Source organism: Bradyrhizobium sp. USDA 326, assembly GCF_049739485.1.
In the GTDB taxonomy this organism is placed as follows: domain Bacteria; phylum Pseudomonadota; class Alphaproteobacteria; order Rhizobiales; family Xanthobacteraceae; genus Bradyrhizobium.
In genome coordinates, this window is the sequence record NZ_JBMGQA010000001.1 from 5,689,474 (window position 1) to 5,712,516 (window position 23,043).

General features: G+C 60.8%; 18 protein-coding genes. 4 read left to right on the forward strand and 14 right to left on the reverse strand.

The genetic code is table 11. The annotated features are described in order from the left end of the window. Positions 1-6: 6 nt before the first annotated feature. The 10 genes from ABIG06_RS26670 to ABIG06_RS26715 form a co-directional block, all read right to left on the reverse strand. Positions 7-840: a phosphoenolpyruvate hydrolase family protein gene (locus tag ABIG06_RS26670; RefSeq protein WP_124158558.1), complete on the reverse strand. Its 834-nt coding sequence runs from the start codon at positions 838-840 to the stop codon at positions 7-9. 3 nt (positions 841-843) lie between these two features. Further along, positions 844-3,057, reverse strand: coding sequence for an ABC transporter permease (locus ABIG06_RS26675; protein ID WP_370139221.1), 2,214 nt, complete (start codon positions 3,055-3,057; stop codon positions 844-846). Continuing rightward, on the reverse strand, positions 3,050-3,832 hold the full coding sequence (locus ABIG06_RS26680) for an ABC transporter ATP-binding protein (RefSeq protein WP_370139222.1): 783 nt from the start codon (positions 3,830-3,832) through the stop codon (positions 3,050-3,052). The genes ABIG06_RS26675 and ABIG06_RS26680 overlap by 8 nt, the downstream gene beginning before the upstream one ends. Beyond that, positions 3,825-4,907 carry a branched-chain amino acid ABC transporter permease gene (locus ABIG06_RS26685; protein ID WP_370139223.1) on the reverse strand — a complete coding sequence of 361 codons (1,083 nt, stop codon included), beginning with the start codon at positions 4,905-4,907 and terminating at the stop codon, positions 3,825-3,827. Before ABIG06_RS26685 ends, ABIG06_RS26680 begins: the two co-directional genes overlap by 8 nt. A gap of 1 nt (position 4,908) precedes the next feature. After that, positions 4,909-5,919, reverse strand: a complete 1,011-nt coding sequence (locus ABIG06_RS26690; RefSeq protein WP_370139224.1) for a branched-chain amino acid ABC transporter permease — start codon at positions 5,917-5,919, stop codon at positions 4,909-4,911. 456 nt (positions 5,920-6,375) lie between these two features. Then, the gene (locus tag ABIG06_RS26695; RefSeq protein ID WP_124158563.1) at positions 6,376-7,203 is read right to left on the reverse strand and encodes a helix-turn-helix transcriptional regulator; all 828 of its coding nucleotides are present in this window, start codon (positions 7,201-7,203) and stop codon (positions 6,376-6,378) included. Between the two features lie 126 nt (positions 7,204-7,329). Beyond that, entirely contained in the window at positions 7,330-8,580 is a 1,251-nt protein-coding gene (locus ABIG06_RS26700; RefSeq protein WP_124158564.1) for an ABC transporter substrate-binding protein, read from the reverse strand. Positions 8,581-8,848: 268 nt separating this feature from the next. Beyond that, the gene (locus ABIG06_RS26705) at positions 8,849-9,409 is read right to left on the reverse strand and encodes a hypothetical protein (protein WP_370139225.1); all 561 of its coding nucleotides are present in this window, start codon (positions 9,407-9,409) and stop codon (positions 8,849-8,851) included. A 306-nt stretch (positions 9,410-9,715) separates the two neighbouring features. Next, a complete protein-coding gene (locus ABIG06_RS26710) occupies positions 9,716-10,069 on the reverse strand; it encodes an MBL fold metallo-hydrolase (RefSeq protein WP_245454411.1) in 354 nt (117 codons plus the stop codon). A 154-nt stretch (positions 10,070-10,223) separates the two neighbouring features. Continuing rightward, positions 10,224-10,640, reverse strand: a complete 417-nt coding sequence (locus ABIG06_RS26715) for a hypothetical protein (protein WP_245454412.1) — start codon at positions 10,638-10,640, stop codon at positions 10,224-10,226. A 1,496-nt stretch (positions 10,641-12,136) separates the two neighbouring features. Here ABIG06_RS26715 and ABIG06_RS26720 point away from each other — a divergent pair. Next, positions 12,137-12,373 (forward strand): hypothetical protein, encoded by a 237-nt coding sequence (locus tag ABIG06_RS26720; protein ID WP_124158567.1) that lies wholly within the window; start codon positions 12,137-12,139, stop codon positions 12,371-12,373. Positions 12,374-13,436: 1,063 nt separating this feature from the next. Here ABIG06_RS26720 and ABIG06_RS26725 read toward each other — a convergent pair. Continuing rightward, positions 13,437-13,826, reverse strand: a complete 390-nt coding sequence (locus tag ABIG06_RS26725; protein WP_370139226.1) for an H-NS family nucleoid-associated regulatory protein — start codon at positions 13,824-13,826, stop codon at positions 13,437-13,439. A gap of 739 nt (positions 13,827-14,565) precedes the next feature. On the opposite strand from ABIG06_RS26725, the gene ABIG06_RS26730 reads away from it, so the two are divergent. Continuing rightward, positions 14,566-14,937, forward strand: coding sequence for an H-NS family nucleoid-associated regulatory protein (locus tag ABIG06_RS26730; RefSeq protein ID WP_124158568.1), 372 nt, complete (start codon positions 14,566-14,568; stop codon positions 14,935-14,937). 75 nt (positions 14,938-15,012) lie between these two features. Here the strand turns inward: ABIG06_RS26730 and ABIG06_RS26735 are convergent, their stop codons facing one another. From ABIG06_RS26735 to ABIG06_RS26745, 3 genes are all read right to left on the reverse strand, one after another. Continuing rightward, positions 15,013-16,482: an exopolysaccharide biosynthesis polyprenyl glycosylphosphotransferase gene (locus ABIG06_RS26735; protein WP_370139227.1), complete on the reverse strand. Its 1,470-nt coding sequence runs from the start codon at positions 16,480-16,482 to the stop codon at positions 15,013-15,015. Between the two features lie 168 nt (positions 16,483-16,650). Next, the gene (locus ABIG06_RS26740) at positions 16,651-18,654 is read right to left on the reverse strand and encodes a hypothetical protein (RefSeq protein ID WP_370139228.1); all 2,004 of its coding nucleotides are present in this window, start codon (positions 18,652-18,654) and stop codon (positions 16,651-16,653) included. Between the two features lie 101 nt (positions 18,655-18,755). Beyond that, complete coding sequence (locus ABIG06_RS26745; RefSeq protein WP_370139229.1) at positions 18,756-21,077, reverse strand: AAA family ATPase; 2,322 nt, start codon at positions 21,075-21,077, stop codon at positions 18,756-18,758. Positions 21,078-21,409: 332 nt separating this feature from the next. Between ABIG06_RS26745 and rfbC the strand changes: the two genes are divergently transcribed. Further along, positions 21,410-21,967 carry a dTDP-4-dehydrorhamnose 3,5-epimerase gene (gene rfbC / locus ABIG06_RS26750; protein WP_370139230.1) on the forward strand — a complete coding sequence of 186 codons (558 nt, stop codon included), beginning with the start codon at positions 21,410-21,412 and terminating at the stop codon, positions 21,965-21,967. A gap of 14 nt (positions 21,968-21,981) precedes the next feature. Further along, positions 21,982-23,040, forward strand: a complete 1,059-nt coding sequence (gene rfbB / locus ABIG06_RS26755) for a dTDP-glucose 4,6-dehydratase (RefSeq protein WP_370139231.1) — start codon at positions 21,982-21,984, stop codon at positions 23,038-23,040. Positions 23,041-23,043: the final 3 nt, after the last annotated feature.

Below are 23,043 nucleotides of genomic sequence, written 5' to 3' on the forward strand. Positions count from 1 at the left end.
CAGGCGTTATCGCGCGCCGATCGCCTTGAATTGCCGCACCTGTTCCGTCAGCGCCCGCTCCACCGGCAGCCGCTCCATCGAGGATGCCCCGTAGAAGCCGTGGCAATGACGGGTGTTCTTCATGATGAAATCGGCGTCGGCGGGATCGGCGATCGGGCCGCCATGCGCCAGCACCAGGATGTCCGGATTGACGCTGAGCGCGGCGGTGGCCCAGGTGTCGATCCGTGCAGGGCAGTCCTTGAGCTTCGGCGCGGTCTGCGCACCGATCGTGCCGCCGGTGGTCAGGCCCATGTGGCAGACGATGATGTCGGCTCCGGCGATCGCCATCGCAGCGGCTTCCTTCTCGCTGAACACGTAGGGCGTGGTCAGCATGTCCTTGTCGTGCGCCTTGGCGATCATGTCGATCTCGAGCGCATAGGACATGCCGGTCTCTTCGAGATTGGCGCGGAAGGTACCGTCGATCAGGCCGACGGTCGGAAAGTTCTGGACGCCTGCGAAGCCAAGTGCCTTCAGCTGGTCGAGAAAGACGTCCATGTCGCGGAAGGGATCGGTGCCGTTGACGCCCGCCAGCACCGGGGTTTGGTCGACCACGGGGAGCACTTCGTTTGCCATTTCCAGCACGATGGCGTTGGCATCGCCATATGCCATCAGGCCCGCGAGCGAGCCACGGCCGGCCATGCGGTAGCGGCCGGAATTATAGATGACGATGAGGTCGACGCCGCCGGCTTCCTCGCATTTGGCTGAGAGCCCGGTGCCGGCCCCGCCGCCGACGATCGGCTCGCCGCGCCTTGCCATGTCGCGAAACCTCTTCAGCAGCGCCGCGCGTTCAAACCTGGCCATCGGTCACCTCGCGAGTCTCCGCCGCACCCCGGTGCGCCCGAACAGGGTTCGGAACGCACTGACGATGACGGCGGCGAAATCGGGATCGTTGATGTTCTTAGGGATGCGAATGAGTTGGCGGTTGCCGGTCTGCCGCACGGTCCGCTCCAGCGTACGGAACAGCGCGGCGTCGGCATCCGGATCCCAGAACGGCTGGCCTCGTGCGTCGAGAGCGGAGACGCCGCCCTCCGGCAGGAAGAAACGCACCGGGCCATCCATCTGGTTCAGCCGCTCGCCGATCCAGCGGCCCATGCGCTCGTTCTCTTCCAGAGTCGTCCGCATCAACGTCACCTGCGGATTGTGGACGTGGAACTTGCGGCCCCGGTAGCGCTCAGGAATGGTCTCGGGCGCGCCGAAATTGACCATATCGAGCGCGCCGACCGAGCCGACATAGGGCAGGCGGCTGCGGATGATCGCGCCAAGGCGGTCCTCGGTCGCAGGAAACACACCGCCCATCATGAGGTCGCAGATCTCGGTCGTGGTGAGGTCGATGACCCCCGCGAGCTGGCCGGATTCGACGAGCTTCTCCATGGAGCGGCCGCCGACACCGGTGGCGTGGAATACCAGGCATTCGAAATCATCGCGCAGCTCGGCCGCGATCTTCTGCACGGCCGGCGTGGTGACGCCGAACATGGTGATGCCGACGGAAGGCAGCCCGGCGCCGGCGGCTCGCTCCTTGGTCTCGCGGTCTTCGAGCCGCGCCTTGACCATGCCGGCAAGCGCACTGGCGCCGTTGGCCAGCACCGCGCGCGAGATCGAGTTCAGCCCCTGCACGTCGGTGACCGAGTGCATCATCGTGATGTCGGCCGGTCCGACATAGGGGCCGACATCGCCGGACGCGACGGAGGAGATGATCAGCTTGGGCACGCCGATGGGTAGCGCGCGCATGCCTGGGGCAACCAGCGACGCCGCGCCCGAGCCGCCGGCCGAGATCACGCCGCCCACATTGCCCTGGCGCCGCAGCCAATTGGCAAACGCATCCGCCATCGCGGTCACGGCGGCACCACGGTCGGTGCCGAACACGGCGGATCCGCCGCGGCCGTGGTTCAGGGCGATCTCCTGCGCCGAGACGTCGCAGGATGAATGCTTGCCGCTGGTCGAGACGTCGACCAGCCGCGTGCGCAGGCCGCTTTCAGCGATGATGTCGCGAATGAAGCGCAGCTCCTGGCCCTTGGTGTCGAGCGTGCCGACCACCAGAACCACTGGCGGACCGGAGGCCTGCGCCGCCGCCGGCTCGCGCTTGCGCCGCGACGCCTCGTCGAGCCGCGCAACCTGAGTCGAGAGGGTTCGCGCCGCCGCCTCGATGCGGGCGATCGGCACCGGCTGCGACCATCGCGTCGGCAGCGTCGGGTTGGAGACGTAGATGCGCACCGGCCCGTCGCGCCGTGGCGCCGGCGTCGGTTTCGCTTCGACGCCGGATGCGGAGGTGTCAATCTCCGGTTCGAGCTCCGCATGAAGCCCGACGCCGAGCAGGCGCTGCTGGAGCTCGCGGTCCGCGGCTAGGCGCGCGGAGTCGATGATGCGGTTGATGCGCCCGTTGACCATGATCGCGACGTTGCGCGAGATCGCGGTGGCGACGCCGATGTTCTGCTCGATCACGAGCACGGACATGTCGCCGTCTTCGCCCAGCCGCAGCAGCATCTCCTCGACCTGCGCGACGATGACGGGCGCGAGGCCTTCGGTCGGCTCGTCCATGATGAGCAAATGCGGATTGGTGAGCAGCGCGCGCGAGATCGCCAGCATCTGCTGTTCGCCGCCGGAGAGCTGGCCGCCACCGTGATCCCGACGCTCGGCGAGTCGAGGAAAGGTGTCGTAGATGCGCTCGACGGTCCAGGCGCCCGAACGCAGCCCGCCGGCGAGCCGCAAATGCTCGTCGACGCTGAGCGAGCGCCAGAGGCGGCGGCCCTGCGGCACATAGCCGACGCCGAGCCGCGCGATCTGGGCCGGCGGCCGCCGGGTGATGTCCTCGCCGCGGACCCGGATCGAGCCGCCGCTGACGCCGACCAGCCCCATGATCGCCTTACACAGCGTGGTCTTGCCCATGCCGTTGCGCCCGACGAGGGAGAACACGCCGCTCTCGAGCGTGAGGTCGACACCCTGTAGCGCGTGCGAGTGGCCATAGTAGACATCGAGGCCGCGGACCTCGAGCGCGGCGCTGGAGCGGCGGGCCTCACTCATGGCCGCCTCCGAGATAGAGCTCCTGCACTTCAGGGTCGGACTGGATCTCCTGCGGCAGGCCCTCCTTGAAGACGCGGCCGTTGTGCATCATCGTGACGCTCTCGACGACGCGCAGCGCCACGTCCATGTCGTGCTCGATGATGATGTAGCCGATATGCGCCGGCAGCGACGTCAGGATCTCGATCAGCTCGGCGCGTTCGGTCGGCGACAGTCCGGCGGCCGGCTCGTCGAACAGGACGAAGCGCGGCGCGCCGGCGAGCGCCAGCGCGATCTCGAGCTGGCGCTGCTGGCCGTGGGCGAGCTCGGCGACGCGCTGATCCCTGACGGCGGAGAGATGCACGGCCTGCACCAGATTGTCGGCCGCATGCATCAGCGCATCGTTCTGTCCCGGACGCAGGAACGAGAAGCGCCCGCGCGAGACGCCGCGGCAGGCGAGATAGACGTTGTCCTGTACGGTGAGGCCCGGGAACAGCGCCGAGATCTGGTAGGTCCGGCGCAGCCCGCGCCGGATGCGCTCATAGGGCGGGAAATGCGTGACGTCCTCGCCGAAGAAGCGGATGGTGCCGGAGGATGGCGGGAAGTCGCCGGTGATGCAATTGAACAGCGTGGTCTTGCCGGCACCGTTGGAGCCGAGCACGGCGCGCCGCTCACCGGGCCGCACGGTGATGGTGACGTCGGTCAGCGCCACCAGCGCGCCGAACATGCGCGTCACGCCGCGCAGCTCCAGCGCCGCGCCGGCGCCGACGGCAGAGAGGCGCCGGGCGACGCTATCCATGGCTGCGCCCTCCGCTGGAACGGTCGGCGCCGCGGCGCTGCCGCTGCCGCCAGCGCTGCCACAGGCCGATCACGCCGTCCGATGACCAGAACACGATGGCGAGGAAGCCGAGCCCGATCAAGAGGCGGAAGCGGTTGCCGTCGAGCCCGAGCCGGACCAAGAAGTCGAGCGCAAAGGTGCGCAGCAGCACGAAGATCAGCGCGCCGATGAAGGGGCCGATCGGGCGCGTGATGCCGCCGACGACGGCGATGATCAGCACGTCGATGCAGGCCCCGACGCTTACCGAGCCCGGCGAGATCTGGCGGTAGTTCCAGACCTGGAGCACGCCGGCCAGCGCGGCGACGAAGGAGGCGAAGGCGTAAGCCGCGACGCGGTGCGCATTGACGTTGAAGCCGAGCGCCGCCATGCGCCTGGGATTGTCACGCACGCCCTGGAGCGCCAGGCCGAAGGGCGCGCGCGAGAGGTAGTCGACGGCGAAATAGCAGAGCGCGGCAACCGCGAGCACGATGTAGTAGAAGGGGATGTCGGCGCGCCAGTTCACGCCCCAGAATTGCGGCGTGGCCACGGTGTTGATGCCGGTATGGCCGTTGAAGATCGCCCAGTTCTGGTTGGTGAAATAATAGAAGGCAGCGCCGATCGCAAGCGTGATCATGATGGTGTAGATGCCCTCGGTGCGCACCGCGAGCGCGCCCCCAAGCGTGCCGAAGGCGGTCGCCAGCGCCAGCGCCATCGGCACCGCGAGCCACCACGGCCAGCCCAGGCTGATATTGGCGTTGCCGCTGACGCCGAGCACCGCGACCATGTAGGCCGAGAAGCCCGCGATGGTGAGCTGCATCAGGCTGACCATGCCGCCGTACCCGGCGAGGAACATCAGGCTCAGTGCGATAGTGCCGAGGATCAAGGTGGAGGCGAAGATCTCGATCAGGAAGAAGCCGCTGGCGATCAGCGGCATGATCAGCAGGATGACCGCGACGATCCAGGTGGCAGGATGGTTGACCTCCGGCCATGTCCGTGCCGGTCGCTGCGCCGAGGTGACGGGGCGAACGGCGAGGCGGGCATCGTGCGCGAGCGACATCTCAGCGCCTCGCCAACAGGCCCTGCGGCCGGATCGCCAGCACCAGCACCATGATCAGGAAGGTCACGACGATGGCGTAGGTCGGGATGTAGACCGAGCCGAGCTGCTCGGCGAGGCCGATGATCAGCGCGCCGAGCGCCGCGCCAGGGATCGAGCCCATGCCGCCCACGATCACGACGACGAGGGACGCCAGCAGGAAGCGGATGTCCTCGCCCGGCGACAAGGACTGGAAGGTGCCGCCGACGACGCCGGCGATGCCCGCAAGGCCCGCGCCGAATGCGAACACGCCTACGAAGACCAGCTGGATCCGCACGCCGGTCGCGGCGAGGATATCGCGGTCGTCGACGCCGGCGCGGATGATCATGCCGATCCGGGTGCGGTTGAGCGCGAGCCACATCGCGACGCCGATGATCACGGACGCCGCGAAGATCACGAGCCGCACCATGGGATATCTGAGATAGACCGGCTCGCCCGAGGACTTGATCGCCGTGACCAGCGGCAGCTCGACGGGGCCGATCAGCCAGTTCGGCGTCTGGATCTGGTAGAAGTCGCCGCCGCAGGCCCACAGCATCAGATCGGCAAACACGATCGACAGCCCGATCGTCACCATGGTCTGCCTGAGATCCTGTCCCTCCATCCGGCGGAACACGATGACCTGGAGCAGCACGCCGACCATGGCGGTGAGGATGAAGGCGACGATGAAGCTGAGCACCCAGGAGCCGGTCGCCGAGCTGATGGCGTAGCCGATATAGCCGCCGAACAGATAGAGCGAGCCGTGCGCGAGGTTGACGTTGCGCATCAGGCCGAAGATCAGCGTGAAGCCGCTGGCGACGAGGAAGTAAAGTCCTCCGAGCGTGATGCCGTTGAAGACGGCGTTGAGGAAGACGCGCTTGCGGCCGATCGCCTCTTCGAGACCCGGCGGCCAAACCGCGAAGATCAGCCAGAGCGCGACGGCAATGGCGATGATCACGATCAACGCCCAGGCCGGATGGCGTTCGACGAAGCGGCTCATGCTCGCGCCTCGTCTCGCTTGCGGCGGGGGCATCGCACATCGGAAGCGGATTTTCCGCAGCCCATCCTTCGAGACGCCCGCTTTGGCGGGCTCCTCAGGATGAGGGCAGGGTGTGCGGCGGCAATTTCAGCGGTGCTGATACTGATTAGCCTCATCCTGAGGAGACCGCGGAGCGGTCGTCTCGAAGGACGAGGCGCTTGCTCAGGCCGTTCCAAGAGATCGCGTGCGATTGCGCACGCGCGCGCAGAGAGAGGTCGCGCCAAAGGCGCGGGTTCAGCCCAACCCTCTCCCTGCAAGCGGGGCGAGGGGGCATGCAAGCCGTTGCCGGCTGCTGCTGGCCCTGCCATGGACGCACGTCCTCCCTGGACTCGCGATCCTCTTTCGGGATCGCATTGTCCGCATCCTAGCCGGGCGGCGAGGGCGACATTTGATCGTGAGTATCTTTTCGTGGCGCGATCAGGCGCGCAAGATCTTGGCTGCGCGGCGATAATCGGTCGGGGCCATCCCGACATTGGCGGCGAAGAAGCGGGTGAAACCGCTTTGCGAGGAGAAGCCGAGATCGAAGCCGATATCGGCGATCGGCGTCTCGCTGGCGACCAACGCCTCGAGCGCCTGTTCCATGATCAGCGTGTTGAGATAGAGGTTCGGCGTAACCCCGGTCTGGACGCGGAATAGCCGGTAAAAGTGCGGCCGCGACAGGCCGGATTCCCGCGCGATCGCGTCGAGCTCGATCTCGGCGCCGGGGCTCTCCGACATCATCTTGATGCATTTGCGCACGCGGAAATCGGTGACGGAGCCACTTGCGCGTGGATCGCGGGCGATCTCGGCCTGCTGCCAGCTTTCGTCGTAGCAGATGTCGATCAGCCGTCGCAGCTCGGAATCCAGACTCGAGAGCGATGGTGCGCCGCAAACGAGCGCGGCGGTCCGCCTGATATGCTTGTCGAGCGCCGGCGTCCGCTTGAAATGCGTGCGGCCGAACCGCATCCGTTCGTTACCGGAGGCGTCCGGCGCAAACCATTCGGCGTTGACGTAGAGCACGAAGAAGATCGCGCCTCCGTCGAGATCGGTGGGCAGGAAATTGTGCGGCTCCCAGGGATTGACCGCGACGACGGAGGTGTCGCTCAGGTCGTAATGCCCGTCGGACACGTCGATGCACGCCGGCATGCCGCCGACATGGAAGATCAAATGACCTTCACGATGGGCGTGGATATTGAAAGGGCGGTTCAACTGATAAACCGTCGCCCGACCGAACCGGCCGTGGAAGACGGCGAGCGCACGGCTCATGCCTTCCCCTCCCGAATGTTCTTGTCTTTTCGGTCAGCGTTCAACAACGCCGCCGAGATTGCAAGAGCGGAGAGCGACCGCGTCAGCAAGTCGCTCCCCGGGTTGCGTGTCGTCAGCCGTGATGCGTCAGTATTTCTTACATTCCGGGACGGTGCGGCTCGGCAAACCGATCTTGGAGAACACGGCCGGATCGTAGCCCAGCGTCTGGTTGACGTTCGGGATCACCTTCACGACCTTGCTGAACAGCGCGCCCTTGCCGTCGTCGACGACCTCGGTGACGAAGTTGGTCCCGATCGCCTGGCGGTTGGAGTCGAGCTTGATCTTGCCATTCGGCGCATCAATCTCGATTTTCGCCAGGGCATCCTTGAACTTCGCCTGGTTGTTGGAGAGATCGCCATTGACCTGGCGCAGCGCGAGGATCAGCGCCATGGTCGAGCCGTAATAGTTGGTGGCCAGCAGCGAAGGGCTCGGGAAGCGCTTGTTGGGCGGGAAGGCGTCCTGATAGGCCTTCACGAATTTCTGCCAACCCGGATCCTCCCAGGTGTCGGCCTGGCCGCTCGCCGCGATGGTGCCGATCAGGGCGTTCTTGGCGTTGCCTTTGGATGACAGGATGGTCTGGTCGATCATGATCGAACCGCCCATCAGATGCGCCTTGCCGCCGGCCTGCTGATACTGGTTGAGGAAGTTGACGGCGTCGGCGCCGCCGAGGCCGAGATAGATGGCATCGACGTCGTCGGGCAGCGCGGCGATCACCGAGGCGAAATCCTTGGTGCCGAGCGGCACCCATTGCCGGTTGGTGACCTGCCCGCCGGCGCCGCAGAACTCGAGCACGAGGCCGAACACCTGGGTGTAGATGAAGGAATAGTCTTCGCCGACGGTTGCGATCTTGCGATATTTCTTTTCCTCATAAGCGTATTTGCCGAGGCCCACCTGCCATTGCGCGCCGTCCATGTTGTAGCGGAAGAAGTTCGGGGCAGGGTCGACATAGGTCGTTTCCTGCGCGCCGGAGGCCGCGTTGATGAAGGTCAGCTCGGGATGGGTCTTTGCGAAATTCTTCACCGCAATACCCTCGTCGCCGGAGAGCGGCGACAGCAGGATCTGCACCTTGTCCTGCTCGATCAGCTTGCGCACGGCGCGCACGGCCGAGTCCGGTGTCGCGTCGGTCGAGGCGACGATGAATTCGAGCTCCTTGTCGCCGACCTTTTTGCCCAGCACGTTTAGCGCGGTCTGGTGGCCGCGCATGCCGTCTTCCCCGAGCACCGTATAAGTGCCCTCGAGGGTTGCGGTTACGCCCACCTTGATCTTCTCCTGGGCGATCGCCGCGCCCGAAAGAAACAGGCTGCTCAACGCGAGCAGTCCCATGCTGCATTTCGACATGTGCTCCTCCCCTGTGTCGTCGCTTTGTTGCCGCGCCGAACCGCGCGACGCCCGCGGCTCTCGAAGGCCGCGGCTTTAGAGGGAAGCTAGCCGAAGTCGAATGCGGTGCACGTATTGGTGCCCCGTTCGGCTTGACTGGCAGTCTCATTTTTGAATGTTGCGGCGCGAGTGATTTCGCAGTGCAGCAGGGCGCGCGCCGCAAAAAAATGTCCCAAGTGGAAGTCTGCCTCGTGCTCTCCCTGAATCAGATCAGCGAGGAGCGCGCTAGCTATAATCTTCCCGCGAGAAACTGGTTGATCGCGTCGAGCGCCTGCAGACGGTTCTTCTCCAGCAGAACCATGTGCATGCCTTCGCCGATCCCCACCCATCGCCGGTATGGCGCATGTCTCAGCGAGAGGAAGAAGTCCTGCCCCAGGTGATGGGACATCCTGATCCCATTCCGCATGGACCAGGAGCACAGGGACGCGAATGTCGCCGGCATTATACAGCTTCTTGCCGGCAGGCTCGATCGTGCCGCTTCCGGCGCAGCCGAAAGCCAGCGCTTCCGGAAGTCCAGCACCGGAACCTTACAATAGCCGCCGAGGCACCCGCCTGCATCGATCGGAGCCGGACCCTGCAGCAACCAGAGTGGCGTGACCAGCGCGAGCTTGACAACCTTGTCGTTGTTGTCCGCCGTGTAAGCACCGGCCACCGAGCTGCCCCAAGACATAGCAACCAGATTGAGCCGCCTGTTGCGTTGCTTTAGGATGTGCTCGACGGCGCTGGCGAGGCAACGCACGGCAACCTCGGTGCGCACAAGCGGTTTAGACTGCTCCGGCGGCACGTCCATCTCGGGCGGACGGTCGATTGGCCGTAGCCGCGCACGTCGGGCGCAAAGTCGTCGTACCCATGGGCGGCGAGATAATCCATCAAGGAGAGGCCGCCGAGGGGTGTGTCGAAAGGCTTTCCGATCAATAGGTCGCGCCGTGCATCATCAGGACGGTTCGCTCGGTGGAGAAGGTCTTGAGCGCCGCGGATCACTTGTTGTGCAAGCGAAGCGAAATTCTGGCCGCGTCGCTCTGAATCATGAGGTCCTCGACCGCGATCTCAGGCCTGTCTGCGCGCGCTGGTGTGCTGGTTCATGATCGCTCTCGTTTCAGACGAATTGCCAGGTAAAGCGTCCTCCGGTCCGGCTGACGCGGCCGACCGAAGACTGTGCGAAATGGGTGGTGAAGATCGTTGCGCCCAGCTCGGCTGCGTCCTCCAGCACGACGGCACGCGAGCGTAAAGGGGATTCCGGGAATTCGCAGAAGCAAGACTTGAGCAAGGGCTCACACACCTGGAACGGATGGTGCATCACGTCTCCGGCGAAAAGCGCCTCCTCGCCACCCGAGACGAGCCGGATGGAGGCGTGATCGACGCCGTGGCCGGGTGTCGGAATGAACGAGATGCCCTCGAGGACCTCGCCCCCGTCCACCACGATGAGCCCGGTAAGTCCGGCTTCGATCACCGGCCGGACGCTGTCGTTAGAGACACGGTCGGCCGGCTTGTGCGGCGCGGCGCCGAGGCAGGGCGGGCCGGTCCGATCGGCTCTGTGCCTGTCGCGAGACTCTCGCCATAGGCCTGCTCGATCGCGGAGAAGACATAGGTTGCATTCGGGAGGCTTAGGTCCAGCGATCGTCGACGCGGCGGGCTTCAGCCGAAGTGATCGACATGCACGTGGGTGACAGCACGTAGTCGACCTGCTCCGGCGTGACAGGCATTGCCGCCGGCCGCGCCAGGAACGGCTCGTTGAGCCGGCGAAGCGGTGGGATCTCCGGCCGGTTCTTGTCATTGCCGGTTGCCGTGTCGATCAAGATGGTGTGGTGCGGCGTCCTGACCAGCCAGCTGTGAATGCTTTGAATGAAGGTGCCGGCCCCAGGATCGAATGATCCCGCCTCCAGGCGTTCGCGATAGCGCTCCAGCGCCTGCACCTCACCATGCGGATAGAGCGCGTCGAACTTGAATGTGGCAGGCCGCAACTCGTCGATCCACGAGATGGATGCTTCGCCGACTTGATAGGTCTTGGCCGCTTGCGTCATCAAAATGTTCTCCACTGGGCCGCCGCTTAGGCGGCCTGGTTGCCCGGGCTGCGGTTACCGTGAGGTACGAAGCGCGCCGCGCCTTAGGGAGAGCCGCGGGCTCGATAGGTCCCATCAACACTGTCGATATCAGAAGGAGGCTGGCCCAGCTTCTCACGCCGCCGTTTCGGCCTTAACCCTCACATCGCGGCTCGTCCGAGCCGCGATGTGCCTTGAACGAAGGTGGCTCCGATGCAGGATGTGGGAATACGGTCGGGGTCGGCTGGCCGACGACAATGACCTCGCCGAGATCGACCTTCGTCCGGACAACTGGCTCTTCGACCCAGGCCTCGCGGGCGAACCAGTTGTGATTAGCCCGACAGAGCGGACAACGAGTATTGCCGAAAAATACGATGCTCCGCGGGAAGTTCTCAGGATCGGATTTGATCCCGGTAGGAATCGCGTGACCAGTTTGTGGACACTTGATCATACCCATAGGCACCTCCCTGAAAAGCATAGTCAACTAAAAGGGCGCCGGCCCGCTGGAGTGCGCTCTCATCAGTCCGGGTGACTTGGGGGCATCGTGCTTGGGTCGTTGTTCGAGCAAAGGGCAGTTTGCTCGCCACGACGCGTTTCCATCCGACCGGATTCCTGCTTGGCGAATTCTTCGGAATCCGGCTTCGCGCGGAAACCTGAACGAGGCTCCGACCTCAACCCAAAGCTTCTGGGAGGCCTCTAACGACGGTCATATTCAAAGTGCTGCGACTTGGTGCGAAATCTTCCGCTTGCGATAAACCATTAATGTTATCTTGAAGGACAGATCGGCCAAACTGGACCACTGTTTCACTTCCAGCCTACACCATTAATATTCCTTGTTCCATTTAATGTGCAAACGAAAATCTTGGATGTCGGTGCGGTAATTCCATTACTGATATCGGTTCGGTGCGCGAGCTTCAAATGTGAGACAAATTTTGATTGTAAGCTATATATATAAATGTCGTTGTTAATTTCTGCCAATCACGTAAGCTAAATTCGTCTAAGCTTCCCGATTGGAGGAGATGATGTGGGAATTAAATCTCAGCGAGTACAAGCCCGTCCCGGAGACACCGCAGTTGGCTCAAATGCGCGCGGAATTGGTAAGCATAGGCGAGAAAGAGCGCATTCTGAGAGAACGGAGTGCGGATCGCGAAGCTTATCGGTACCTATTGGATGCTCATCGATTGATGATGAGAGCGAGCTTGCTCGGAGAGCAGGTCTTGAACATTTCTCCGCAAGGAAGGAGCAAGGACGGTCAGCTCGCGGCATGACCTGCCAGATTGTCATTTCGAAAGGAGCCGGACCAGGGGGCGGCTGAACGGGAACGCGGCGCCCAGGGCCTGGCTGGACTGAATGGCGTAGGCGGCGGCTGTCCGCTTGTCGGCTAGGGCGATAATTGCAAGCGCGACAATTGCATCGCAGCCGCTGTCGCCGCCTCAGGTAAAGAGCGAGGCGGATTTGTTCAATATTGGTTTGAAGGCGTGCTGGAAAGAACATCGGCAAAGATGGTGTTGAAGCCGGCGCCGGATGCGGTGTTCGCGCTGCTGCACGGTCGATCGATACTGTTCAGCGAAGCAGGGCAGAAGATCTTTGAACTCGACCGAGTAGAGGGATTTATTTGGTGCAAGTTGGCGCAAGGCGCCTCTCTGGAATCCATCGATCAGGGGCTTGCGGAGCTAGGGATTGAGGAGCACACGGCGCGCCAGCTCGCGCGGTAGCTCGTCAACGTCTGGATCGATCGAGCGTTGCTCGAAGTCGATTGGCGAATGACGATCGATTGCGCCTTCTCGAATCTAGGTCGGCAAAGAATAAATGTCCGGGCGGCAACGGGGACCTTTTGGGGCGGTTACTTTCGCCATTTTGTACTTCGGACCAGCACGCCGCCGGCGAATGTTTGATCTGGATATTATGGTCATGCCAGATGAGGCCAGAGTGGCAGTCGCCGCGCCATGTGGAATTGGTTACGATATTCATGACCGGACCACCTTCGCAAGCCGAAGATGGCCATGTCGACCTAAATCGCTCGCAGGATGTCGGGTCCATCGACCTGCAGCAGGCAGCTCCAGGTCCTGCGCACCTCTACCAGAACTTTCGGGCATGCGCTGAACCATTGTGTCTCTGCGTCGTTGGCGCGGGCACGCGTATATATCCCCACCCCTACTTACCGTGCGCTCATATTGATCACCCATGATCAGTTTCAAGACTATGGGTAAGGCTCGGTGATCTCGACCTGAGACATCTTGTAGAGCTACGCGATCTAAACGATTCTGCCGAGGGCCTCGATTGGAGGGAGCTTACCTCTCTTGTCTCGGGCGAATTGATGAAGAACGCTGTTGAAAGCCAGCTGGTCGCTCTCGCTGAATTGCTCGGCGTCGAGATTCCGCATGCGTTACGTTGCCGGCTGATTCCCCGCCTGCAGTTCATGCGACAGTTGATGCAATCTCACTTTCCGGCTACGCGCGTGCCACTCTTGGCGATGAATGTTCTGGACCTCAGAAATTACGGGGAGAGGCGATCACCAGCTACACGCAAACCAGGGTGTGCGGCCCGGATTGTGATCCATGCCAAGAGCGGACACCTTACAGTTCTTGTTGAGGGCAGCCACCGCAGTTCGTGCAGGAAAGGTCTAAATCCAGTGACGGTCAGACGAGAGGTTTGGAGGAGTTGGCGACAGATCTCATGCACGTTTGCGGTCCGGAACCCAGCCAAGTCGGCATATCGCTCTGGAATCCGTAAGGCTAAAACGTTTCGGACGGCCTAAATCTGTGCAGGCGAGCAGAGCTAGGAATGCCCTTGACCACCAGCATTCCGATCGGACGATCCGCCGTTCTCGCGAATCCTGAACTCTTCGAGCGTGTGCCCCGATTGGAGCGCCGCAACCAGCCAGCGAGGCTGTTTACCGCGTCCAGACCAAGTCTCCGTGGGCTTGAGTGGGTTGAAGTATTTCGGTACGACCTTCGGGTACTTGCGGCGCGGCGGCTGGACCAATCCCGTCGCGGCGGCGCCGCCTTCAGATTCGGCGAACTGCTCCGGCTGGTTGAGCTGCGCAAGGCGTTTTTCGAGTTCCCGCTTCTCGGCCGTGATCTTCTCGGCAAGTATCTTTGTTAGCTCCTCGTGGAGGAGCCAGAGTTCTTCAAAGTCCATGGCTTCGAGATCTTGCCGATGCAGCATTCTCGTCACCGTTTGCCTGACCCCTGACGCATCATCCTCACCTTTTGGAGTATCTTTGTTCGAGCGGTGAATGAGAAACGATGGACCAAAGCCAGCGCTTTCAATTGACGCGATACCAAATAAATAGTATATTGTTTAATAATTATTGCGAGGATTATTTTATTAATTGGCTCGGCAATTGAGCAAAAGTGACGGTAGGCACAAGGGCAAAATGGATATTGTCGATTACCCTCTCAGTCGTCTCGAGAGTTCGATCAGGCGGTTTATCGTTCCCTCGGCTGCATTAACGGACGTCCAGGCTCTGAAAGAGCAAATTGAGCTTCGGCGGCGTGCGCTCAGCGATATTGAGGCTATTCGCCTCCAGTTGCGACGAACGGAGGGGCGCATCACAAGAAGCTTCCCCAGAAGGAGGGAAGGCCGACTGGCCCGCCGCGCACACTCAATGAGAGCGGGGCGTGGCAGATTGGCCTTGCGGCCCGCTTAATTCATTCCTGCATTATTTAGAATCGAGTTAGAATTGTATATTTGCGGTAGCGGCGACGCGCATGGGTGCAATGTTCGCTTTCCCGCAATTAGATGCTGCGGATAGCTTATGTTCCGCCTTGATTAGCGCGCATTATTTAGTTAAGTGGAGCGCGAATTCCGCTTTGGTTCCATACATTCTTTTGGAAAACTGACACTCGGTTCTTGATTAATCAACCGGGGAAGTATCATATGGGCGCAACTACGGGATGCCAGCATGACGACTAAGAAGCTTGAACTAGAAGCGATGTCCCTCGACGATCTTTGGTCGCTTCATGAGGAAATTAATGGGATTTTATCAGCCCGGATCAAGGCTGAAAAGCAAGAACTTGAGAAACGGCTGGCGGTGCTCGGGGTCGGTATGGGGGCCTTTGCCAATACGTCGATGGGACCGGCAATTTCGTCTACCGGAAAGCCCAGACGCAAATATCCACGAGTGCTCCCGAAATACCGCAATCCCCAGACGTCCGAAACCTGGTCGGGTCGTGGAAAACGGCCACGTTGGCTTGTTGTAGCTATAAAGTCGGGCCGAAAAATCGAGGAGTTCCGTTTGGGCGAAGCAAATTCGAGGATACGGCAGCGAGCGTGATTTGATCGGATCGCACGATTCAGTTCCGCGCGGCTGAAATGTGATTGGCGGGAGAGCCGCCAGTAGGAATGCAACTCAACAGGCATTGCGGCCGCGCAAAACCTCAAGAGGAGTCCGGAGCAGGATCTCAAGATCGAGCCGAAGACTCCAATTGTCGATGTACCAGAGATCGTACTCCACGCGCCTCTCAACCATAGTCGGTGTGGGCGTCGGTCCGCGGCAGCCATGAATTTGGGCCCATCCGGTCAATCCCGGCTTCACTCGGCGTCGGAAGGCGTACTTCCGGACGAGCTTGTCGAACTGTCCGTCGTGAGCCACGGCATGGGGGCGTGGGCCTACCAGCGACATGCTGCCGTCTAGGACATTCAACAACTGCGGTAGCTCGTCGAGGCTCGTTCGGCGCAACCATCTGCCGACCCTGGTGATGCGGGGGTCGAGAGGCGTTGCCTGAACGACGACAGGTCCATTCTCGAGCACATGCATCGTCCGAAACTTTCGGATTGAAAATATACGGCCATTGAAGCCGCATCGCTGTTGCTTGAAAAGGATTGGGCCGGCAGAATCCAATCTGATTGCGACTGCAGCTATCGCGAGCAATGGTGCACAGATCGTCAGCGTAAGTCCTGCACCGACTATGTCGAGTGTTCGCTTGCTCGCGCGCTCGATTGCGGTGAGGGAGCCGGGCTGGATCTCAACGCAAGCTGCACTTCCCAAGCTCCGTGTCGGATGTCGAAGCAGTTCGGATGCAGCGCCAACTGGGACAAACACGATCGGGAATGGTAACACTCTCAGGTCGGAGATAAAGGCACGAAGCTCGGCCCATCGTTCCGGCTTGGCCTCCAGCACGATTTTGTCGACCTCGGAATTACGAATGTGCTCGATGACACGGGAGCTGAGCCGTTTTCTGGAGTCGGGGTCCGAGCCGATCGCAGGCAAGCCAAAGCGGCTCTTAACGCAATAGCCGAGCACCGAGAGAGTCTCCGACAGACCAGCATGAGTAGAAGGCGGCTGATCGGTGATCAGGACGAGATTCGTCCGAGCGAACCTCCTGCCACTGAAGCATCTTATCAGCAGAATTCTGGTGACGCACCGTTGCGCAATCAAGGATGCCAAGCCGAGTGCGGCAAACAGGAGGCCGGCCCCTTGGAAGAAGTGTGAATTGTCGTCCAGCATCTCCACAGCGACGGCCAGGACGTGCAAAAGAACCCATGTGAGGCAAATGGCGCGAAACTGGCTTCGGAGTACGAGCAGTTCGGTTGGTCGATATAGTCCCCTGCCTTTCAGAATGTAGACGAAGGGTACTGATGTTACTGCCGCGTAGACACATGCCTGGGCCAGGCCGGCCGGTGCCCGGCCGGCGGGTGAAAAAAGAAGTGTGGAAAGGAAGCTGGCGAATAGAATGGTCGCGATATCGGCGCAGATCGCTACAAATTCGATCGATTCGTACCGGACGGGCCATCTGCCCTCATCCGCAGTGGATGAGGGTGAGTTGAAGGCAGCCAGATCACTGCCATGGTCCCCGATATGCCGATTGATAAAATTCATGGCTAATCCACGAAGAACTCCCTTAAATTAATATACTATAAACCAAGGCGAGTTAATCAAATTAATTCGTTGAAATCAGTGTTTAATGAGAAAATATTAAAGTGGCCGCGAAATCAGTTCGGGTCGATCAGGATGCGACCGCCGCCGGAGGCGTACTGCCGAAAAATGCTACGGGACTCGTGAGCGCAATTTCTGTACGTACCCGGGGTCGAGCTCCGAAATTGAGCTCTCTGCAAACGCCCTGCCGTCTGCCGATGCCGCCTGGTATGCGGCGGCAATGGCTGGCCCGAGCGCGATCCGGCTGTTAATGGCAACTTTAAGGTCGTGCCGGATAAGATCTTGAAGCTCAGGTTCCTTGATCGCAGTATCTGTGCCGAGAGCGACGGAAAGCCGCATCGGAATGAGATTCAGCGCGTTTGGTGCAGTATAGTAGGACATCTTGAGTAAGCTTGTCGTGTCATAGGTCGCCCTGTGCTGTTTCGACAATGCTGCAAGTACGAGCCAAACGTCGCCTCGAAGGGGGGAGTATTTCAGCACTGCAGCAAGAGCACCCAAGTCCGTGGACCCGCCCATGGTCTGCAGGTCTGTGGCCTTGTCAGACTTAGTTGCAGTGAGTCCGGAGGTCGTCTTGACAGTCTCGCGCTTGGATCCGAGCGATGAGGTCCAGGCTTCGTTCGAAGCGGCAACCGGCGTAATTGAGAGGCGATCACCAAAAGGCCAGCTTTGCGAGACCATCCAAGCCGCTTGCGCGGCTAACAGCAATCCAATCATTGTCAGAGCGACGCGGGGCAGAGCCCATGGCGAAGCGATCCTAGTCGAAGGAATTCGTTGCGCTGCCGTGGCTCGGTCGTCGGCTGCTTGCGTAAGCTGCCGCAACTCCATGGACTCCGCATCGCGCGCTGTACCGGGCAGGCTTTGAGCAAAAGCAAGGCCGTAAACCGCCGCGATCAGCAGCGAAGCGTACAGATCGAAAAGGCTGTTTTCGGCAAAGGCGAGTATTGTCAACGAAACGGAAGCGCCTGCGCCAAGGGCTGGGTATAGGTAAGCGTGTTTGCGAGATAAGGCGCGCCTGAACAGGATGCAGGCGCTGATCATGGCGACTATCAATAGGCCGCAGAGGAACGTGCGTCCCATTTCGACCGCGATCTCCGCGGCGGCGGTCGGCCGTTCGCGCATTGCGTGCATGCCAACGTCCCCATAAATCGGCAGCAGCGCAACAAACGTACCTGCACCGGTCCCGATCGGGTGAGTGTCCTGCAGCATCCGCTCTGTTGCTGCCCCAGCTTGCGTCGACAAGGCGATCGTCAGGTCGGTATTCCGATTGATCGGAATGAACGCGAAGCTGGCGACGTACAACATGGCGGCGGTCGCGAAAACGCCGGCTCTGCCCCATAGGCCAAAGAACCATCTGCGAATAGCGACCACCGTGAGGATGGCCGTCGCTCCGAGCAGAACGGCAATCAGCGCGGTCGAGCCGCTACAAAGCGCGACTGCCGCAAGGGAGACTATCAACGATAGAATTGCGCAGGTAAGAATGGCGAGCGGCCCCGTTGGCAGGCGAAGGGGGCGTTTGGGCTGCCATAACTGGTCGATCCCACGGATAGCCATTGCAGTGGAGAGAAGGACACCAAGTGCCGCCGCGGTCGAGCCTGTCCAGATGTATTCGGCTGGCGGGGAACCGCTCTGGTCGCCATTTCTCCATATCGAAAAGATGCCGATCGTGGTGGTGATCGATACGAGGATGTAGAGGACCTGCGCGGCGCGCCGCTTGTCCAGAGCAACGACTGCGGTGACCAGGGCGGCAGCGAGGACAACGTTGTAATGTGAAAGCGCCAGTATCGTCTCGCGTACGTCAACCGAGAACCTCTCTGCAAGAGGTTGCCCCAGGGCCGCCGAGGCTGTCGCCCAGATCTGATTTCCTAAACCGCGGAGCGGGACCGGAACAACTTGCAAGGCGATCCAAAGCACCGGTGCGGCGAGAGCCAGAATGAACAGGGGCCGTAGGAGCTTGGCGAATCTGGCGAGGGTTGACGACGTGGAAAAGAGGCCGCCGGCCAGTATAGCGGCCGCTAGGACGCCCGATAGCACCGCTGGATCCGGTAGGTTCTCGATCGCAGCGAAAGCCGCAGCAATCGCCGCAGGAACAGCGAGCACTGTGGACTGGATGACCATTTCAAACCATCTCTGACTTTGGCCCGCCCAAAAAACGGAGAGCATGTTGCAGAAGGCGCCGACTCCATCGTTAGGCCCGACGTATGCAAGAGAAAGTCATCCTAAGAGCCCGACGAGCCATATCTGATGTAGTGGCTGTCATCGTAGTAATCACTTCGGTGAGCGTCGTACCTCGCCATCGACCTCATATCAGTCTTGTTGAGGACGACGCCGATCAATGAATCGGAGATGGTCGGCGCGGTATGCAAGGCATGTTGGACCACATCGATTTTCGTATGTCCCCATTCGACGACAAGAACGTAGCAGTCGATCAGCGGCGCAGTAACGCGCACATCCACCAGAGGAGAAAGTGGGGGGAAATCCACGATGACGTAATCATAGGTCTGACGCAAGCTGTCGAACAGCTTGCTTATGTTCTGGGCGGAAAGGATCTCGCTCGTGTGAAGCAGGGGTCCACGCCGGACGGCTGGCAAGAATGCGAGATTGGTTCTGGGATCGTGCCACAGGGCCTCCTCGAGGGAACGCTTTCCGTTTGCCACCTCGAGCAATCCGAATGCAGCTTTGGGAGCCATAGCCGCGGAAAGTGAAGGGTTTCTAAGGTCGCAATCGACTACGATAGCCCGTTTGCCGCTGTGTCCAATGAGGTGAGCGAGAGAGGCTGCGACCGTCGTCTTGCCCTCGTTTGGCAGTGCCGACGTGATTCCGATCACCTGGTTGGAGGCCTTCGCGGGCGTGTGGTCGATAGCAAGCTTGATTGAACGGATGGCTTCCGTGAAGCGGGAGAGCGGCATTCCAACGACGGCTCTATGAAGAGTCGGCACGTTTGAAATCGTGCGTGTTTGCAGATCTTCCTCCGATTGCTGGGACCGGACGGTCGACTTCTGCGCCTTGGGCGGCGACAGCAGGGGGACCAGCGAGAGGCACGGCAGCTCCAGTGCGGCCTCCACCTGTGAAGAGGTGCGAAAAACCCTGTCCATGACGTCTCTCAGGAGGGCCAGGCCGATTCCGAGCGCGAACCCGGCGGCCAGGCCGAAACCCAGCACCAGGTTTGCCTTGGGTTTGCTTTTGCGCTCCGGCGGGGAGGCGGGGAAGATCACCCGTGCTTCCGCAATCGGAAATGTCTCCTGCTGAGTCGCCCCCATGGAGTGCTGCAGAAACGCCTCATGCATGGCGCGCAGACTCTTCGCTCGGCTTTCCAGGTCCCGGATGGTCAGTTCTGCGGAGTTCGTCAGACGTGACTGCGAGACGGCCCGGGCAAGTTGCTTCTCGAGCTCCTGCTGCCGCTGTCGAGCAGCTTCCAGTTCGTTCTTGCTGGCTTCGGCGAGCCTCTTGACCTCTTCGAGGATGGATGTGCGAATGTCACGGATCCGAGACCGCAGGTTGACAACCGCCAAATGATCCCGGCCGAACCGGTTCGACCAATCGGCCTCGCGACGTGACAATTCGAGATATTGCTGGCGAAGCGTAGTGATGATCGGGCTCTGGAGCACATCGGCGCTCGCCGCGTCAGGAGCGCTGATGGTGGATGAGCCGGCTGCGTTGGCGCGCAGAACCGCGTCGTAGCGGTTGAACTTGACCTGCGCATCGGCGGTCTGGGTTCGGGCGGCTACCAATCGGGCGTTGAGATCGTTGACGGGCTGATCGTCAATCGATTTTCCGCCGGTCGATACGATGTTGTTCTGGGACTTATACGCGCTCACGGCGCGTTCGGCAGCCAGTGCCTGCTCATTGAGGTTCTGGAGACGTTCCTGCAACCAACTGGCTGCCGTTCGCGTGGCCTCGAATTTGGCATTCATCTGGTCGTTGATGTACGCATTGGCAACGGCATTGGCGATCTCCGCCGCGCGATCCGCATTGCTCGAACTGTAGCTGACCTCGATGATCTTGCTATATCCGATCCTGTACGCGGTGATCCGATTAATCAACGCGGCAATCGCGCCTTCGTTGGGCGTGTCTGCCTTCGAATCGTGCTCCGGCTGCTGGCCACGGTTTCGAATGCGCTGCAGCAGCGAGCTGAACGACCACCGCGAACCGGTAAGGTCTGGATCGTTGGCGAGATCCAGCTGCGTTGTGACTGCCGCTGCAATTCCGGGCGACCTTATCATTTGCAGCTGCGTTTCGATTTGGGCCGCGTCCACGACGGGCTCCGGAAGAAGTGACTGTTGCTGGACGAATTGAGCTCGGGGATTTGACAGCAATATCTGTACTTGAGCTGTGTAGGTGGGGGGCGCGAACCGCAGGTAGAGCACCGCAGCAGCGAATACGAGAGCCGCGGTGACGATGATCATGAGATATCGACGTCTCAAGAAGGCGACCACGAACTTGACGAGATCGCCGATTCCCCCGCCATTGATTTGGTTCGACTGGGCCTGGCCGCCCAGAGCCAAGCGTGTCCTGTCGGTCTGTAGATTGCTCTGAAGCATCGGGTACCTGTCTGGTCGGGAGCACGTCGAATTGGTCGCCTGCATGCGCGAGCGATTGGTGTTCGATTTATTAATTGGATATATATCAGAAAAATGTGATTGCCAAATTAAATGTTATCTGAGTATTAATTTGACGGTCGTAGCGGAGGGGATTTTGCCTTGCCGGTGCTGCTCCTGCGTTGGAAGCCTCCGGCAGACGTAATTAGATTCGTCCGAATCTTTTTGTTTTATGCGTGGTCCGTCGAAACTCAGGTGAATGTGAAAAGCGCACCGGGCCTGTCCGATCGTTCAACGACGGACGCACGCTTGAATGGGTACCGGAGGACGTTTCCATGCTGGAAGTACGGTGTTTAGAGATTCCGGATATTAAAATGATTCATACGGATCGACATTCCGACGCCAGGGGATATTTCTGTGAGACATTTCAACGATCTGCGTTCGCAGAAAAAGGGATTCTCGTCGATTTCGTTCAGGACAATCAATCCAGCTCGGACAAGGCCGGGACAGTCCGGGGCTTGCACTTCCAGCGGCCGCCATTCGCCCAGGCCAAGCTCATACGCGTGCTAAGCGGCGCTATTCTCGATGTCGTGGTCGATCTTCGGCGTTCGTCGGCGACCTTCGGAAAGCACATAGCTGTCAAGCTAGACAGTCGAACGGGTGAGCAACTGCTTGTCCCGAAAGGCTTTGCGCACGGCTTTTGCACGCTGCAACCCGAGACCGTTGTGTTCTACAAGGTCGACCAAGTCTACGCGCCAAGCCACGACGGAGGGCTCTATTGGGCCGATCCGGCACTGGAGATCGAGTGGCCGGTAACGACAGTCGAAGCCCAAGTGTCGCCAAAAGACAGGTCCCTGCCCAAGTTGGACCAGCTTACAACCGTTTTTGAGTGACGGAGGGCAGTCGGATGCGCGTTCTGGTGACCGGAGGAGCGGGATTTATCGGCTCCGCAGTGTGCCGCAGCCTGGTGTTGCAGAAGGGCGCCACGGTGATCAATGTCGATAAGCTGACCTATGCGGCCAACCCGGCCTCGTTGGCGCCGATCCAGAGCCTGAAGTCCTATTTGTTCGAGCAGCAGGATATCTGCGATCGCGAAGCCATGGATTTGGTGTTCAGCAGCTACCAGCCTGACGCGGTTGTTCACCTCGCAGCCGAGAGTCACGTCGACCGCTCGATCACCGGTCCGGCGGCTTTCATTGCGACGAACATCTTGGGCTCCTACACGCTGTTGGAAGCAACCAGGAAATACTATGAGGGCCTCTCGCTGCCGCGACGAAAGCGGTTTCGCTTCATTCACGTCTCGACGGACGAGGTCTACGGTTCGCTCGGGCCCGCCGACTACTTCCGGGAGGAAACGCCTTACCGGCCGAGCTCGCCCTATTCGGCAAGCAAGGCAGCCTCAGATCATCTCGCGCTTGCATGGTTCAAGACCTATGGTCTGCCGGTTTTGGTGTCGAACTGTTCGAACAACTACGGGCCGTTTCAGTTTCCGGAAAAACTCATCCCTTTGACGATCCTCAATGCGATCGAGCGTAGGCCGCTGCCGGTGTACGGCGACGGCCGAAATGTACGCGACTGGCTGCATGTTGAAGATCATGCGGCAGGTCTGATCACGCTCCTGCTGGAAGGCAAGCCCGGCGAGAAGTACAATTTCGGCGGCGATAGCGAACGCTCCAACCTCGACGTCGTCACCCAGATCTGCGACGTCGTCGACAAGCTGTATCCCGGTCCGGCAACGAGACGATCGATGATCACTTTCGTGCCAGATCGTCCGGGACACGATATCCGCTACGCGATTGACGCATCGAAGGCTCGTCGTGAGCTTGGTTGGCAGCCCTCGAGGACGTTCGAGCAGGGGCTGGCCGAAACCGTCGCATGGTACCTCAAGAGCCGCTCGTGGTGGGAGCGTGCCCGCAGCGGGGTCTATGACGGCTCGCGTCTGGGGCTCCTTGCTACACAACATTGAGGC

Bases quoted from the DNA above. Each gene is read 5' to 3' on its own strand.
- ABIG06_RS26740 (WP_370139228.1), bottom strand. From the start codon at position 18,654: ATGGTCATCCAGTCCACAGTGCTCGCTGTTCCTGCGGCGATTGCTGCG.
- ABIG06_RS26745 (WP_370139229.1), bottom strand. From the start codon at position 21,077: ATGCTTCAGAGCAATCTACAGACCGACAGGACACGCTTGGCTCTGGGC.
- ABIG06_RS26690 (WP_370139224.1), bottom strand. From the start codon at position 5,919: ATGAGCCGCTTCGTCGAACGCCATCCGGCCTGGGCGTTGATCGTGATC.
- ABIG06_RS26715 (WP_245454412.1), bottom strand. From the start codon at position 10,640: ATGACGCAAGCGGCCAAGACCTATCAAGTCGGCGAAGCATCCATCTCG.
- ABIG06_RS26735 (WP_370139227.1), bottom strand. From the start codon at position 16,482: ATGAATTTTATCAATCGGCATATCGGGGACCATGGCAGTGATCTGGCT.
- ABIG06_RS26725 (WP_370139226.1), bottom strand. From the start codon at position 13,826: ATGCTGCATCGGCAAGATCTCGAAGCCATGGACTTTGAAGAACTCTGG.
- ABIG06_RS26685 (WP_370139223.1), bottom strand. From the start codon at position 4,907: ATGTCGCTCGCGCACGATGCCCGCCTCGCCGTTCGCCCCGTCACCTCG.
- rfbB (WP_370139231.1), top strand. From the start codon at position 21,982: ATGCGCGTTCTGGTGACCGGAGGAGCGGGATTTATCGGCTCCGCAGTG.
- ABIG06_RS26680 (WP_370139222.1), bottom strand. From the start codon at position 3,832: ATGGATAGCGTCGCCCGGCGCCTCTCTGCCGTCGGCGCCGGCGCGGCG.
- ABIG06_RS26670 (WP_124158558.1), bottom strand. From the start codon at position 840: ATGGCCAGGTTTGAACGCGCGGCGCTGCTGAAGAGGTTTCGCGACATG.
- ABIG06_RS26705 (WP_370139225.1), bottom strand. From the start codon at position 9,409: ATGGACGTGCCGCCGGAGCAGTCTAAACCGCTTGTGCGCACCGAGGTT.
- rfbC (WP_370139230.1), top strand. From the start codon at position 21,410: ATGCTGGAAGTACGGTGTTTAGAGATTCCGGATATTAAAATGATTCAT.
- ABIG06_RS26730 (WP_124158568.1), top strand. From the start codon at position 14,566: ATGACGACTAAGAAGCTTGAACTAGAAGCGATGTCCCTCGACGATCTT.
- ABIG06_RS26700 (WP_124158564.1), bottom strand. From the start codon at position 8,580: ATGTCGAAATGCAGCATGGGACTGCTCGCGTTGAGCAGCCTGTTTCTT.
- ABIG06_RS26675 (WP_370139221.1), bottom strand. From the start codon at position 3,057: ATGAGTGAGGCCCGCCGCTCCAGCGCCGCGCTCGAGGTCCGCGGCCTC.
- ABIG06_RS26695 (WP_124158563.1), bottom strand. From the start codon at position 7,203: ATGAGCCGTGCGCTCGCCGTCTTCCACGGCCGGTTCGGTCGGGCGACG.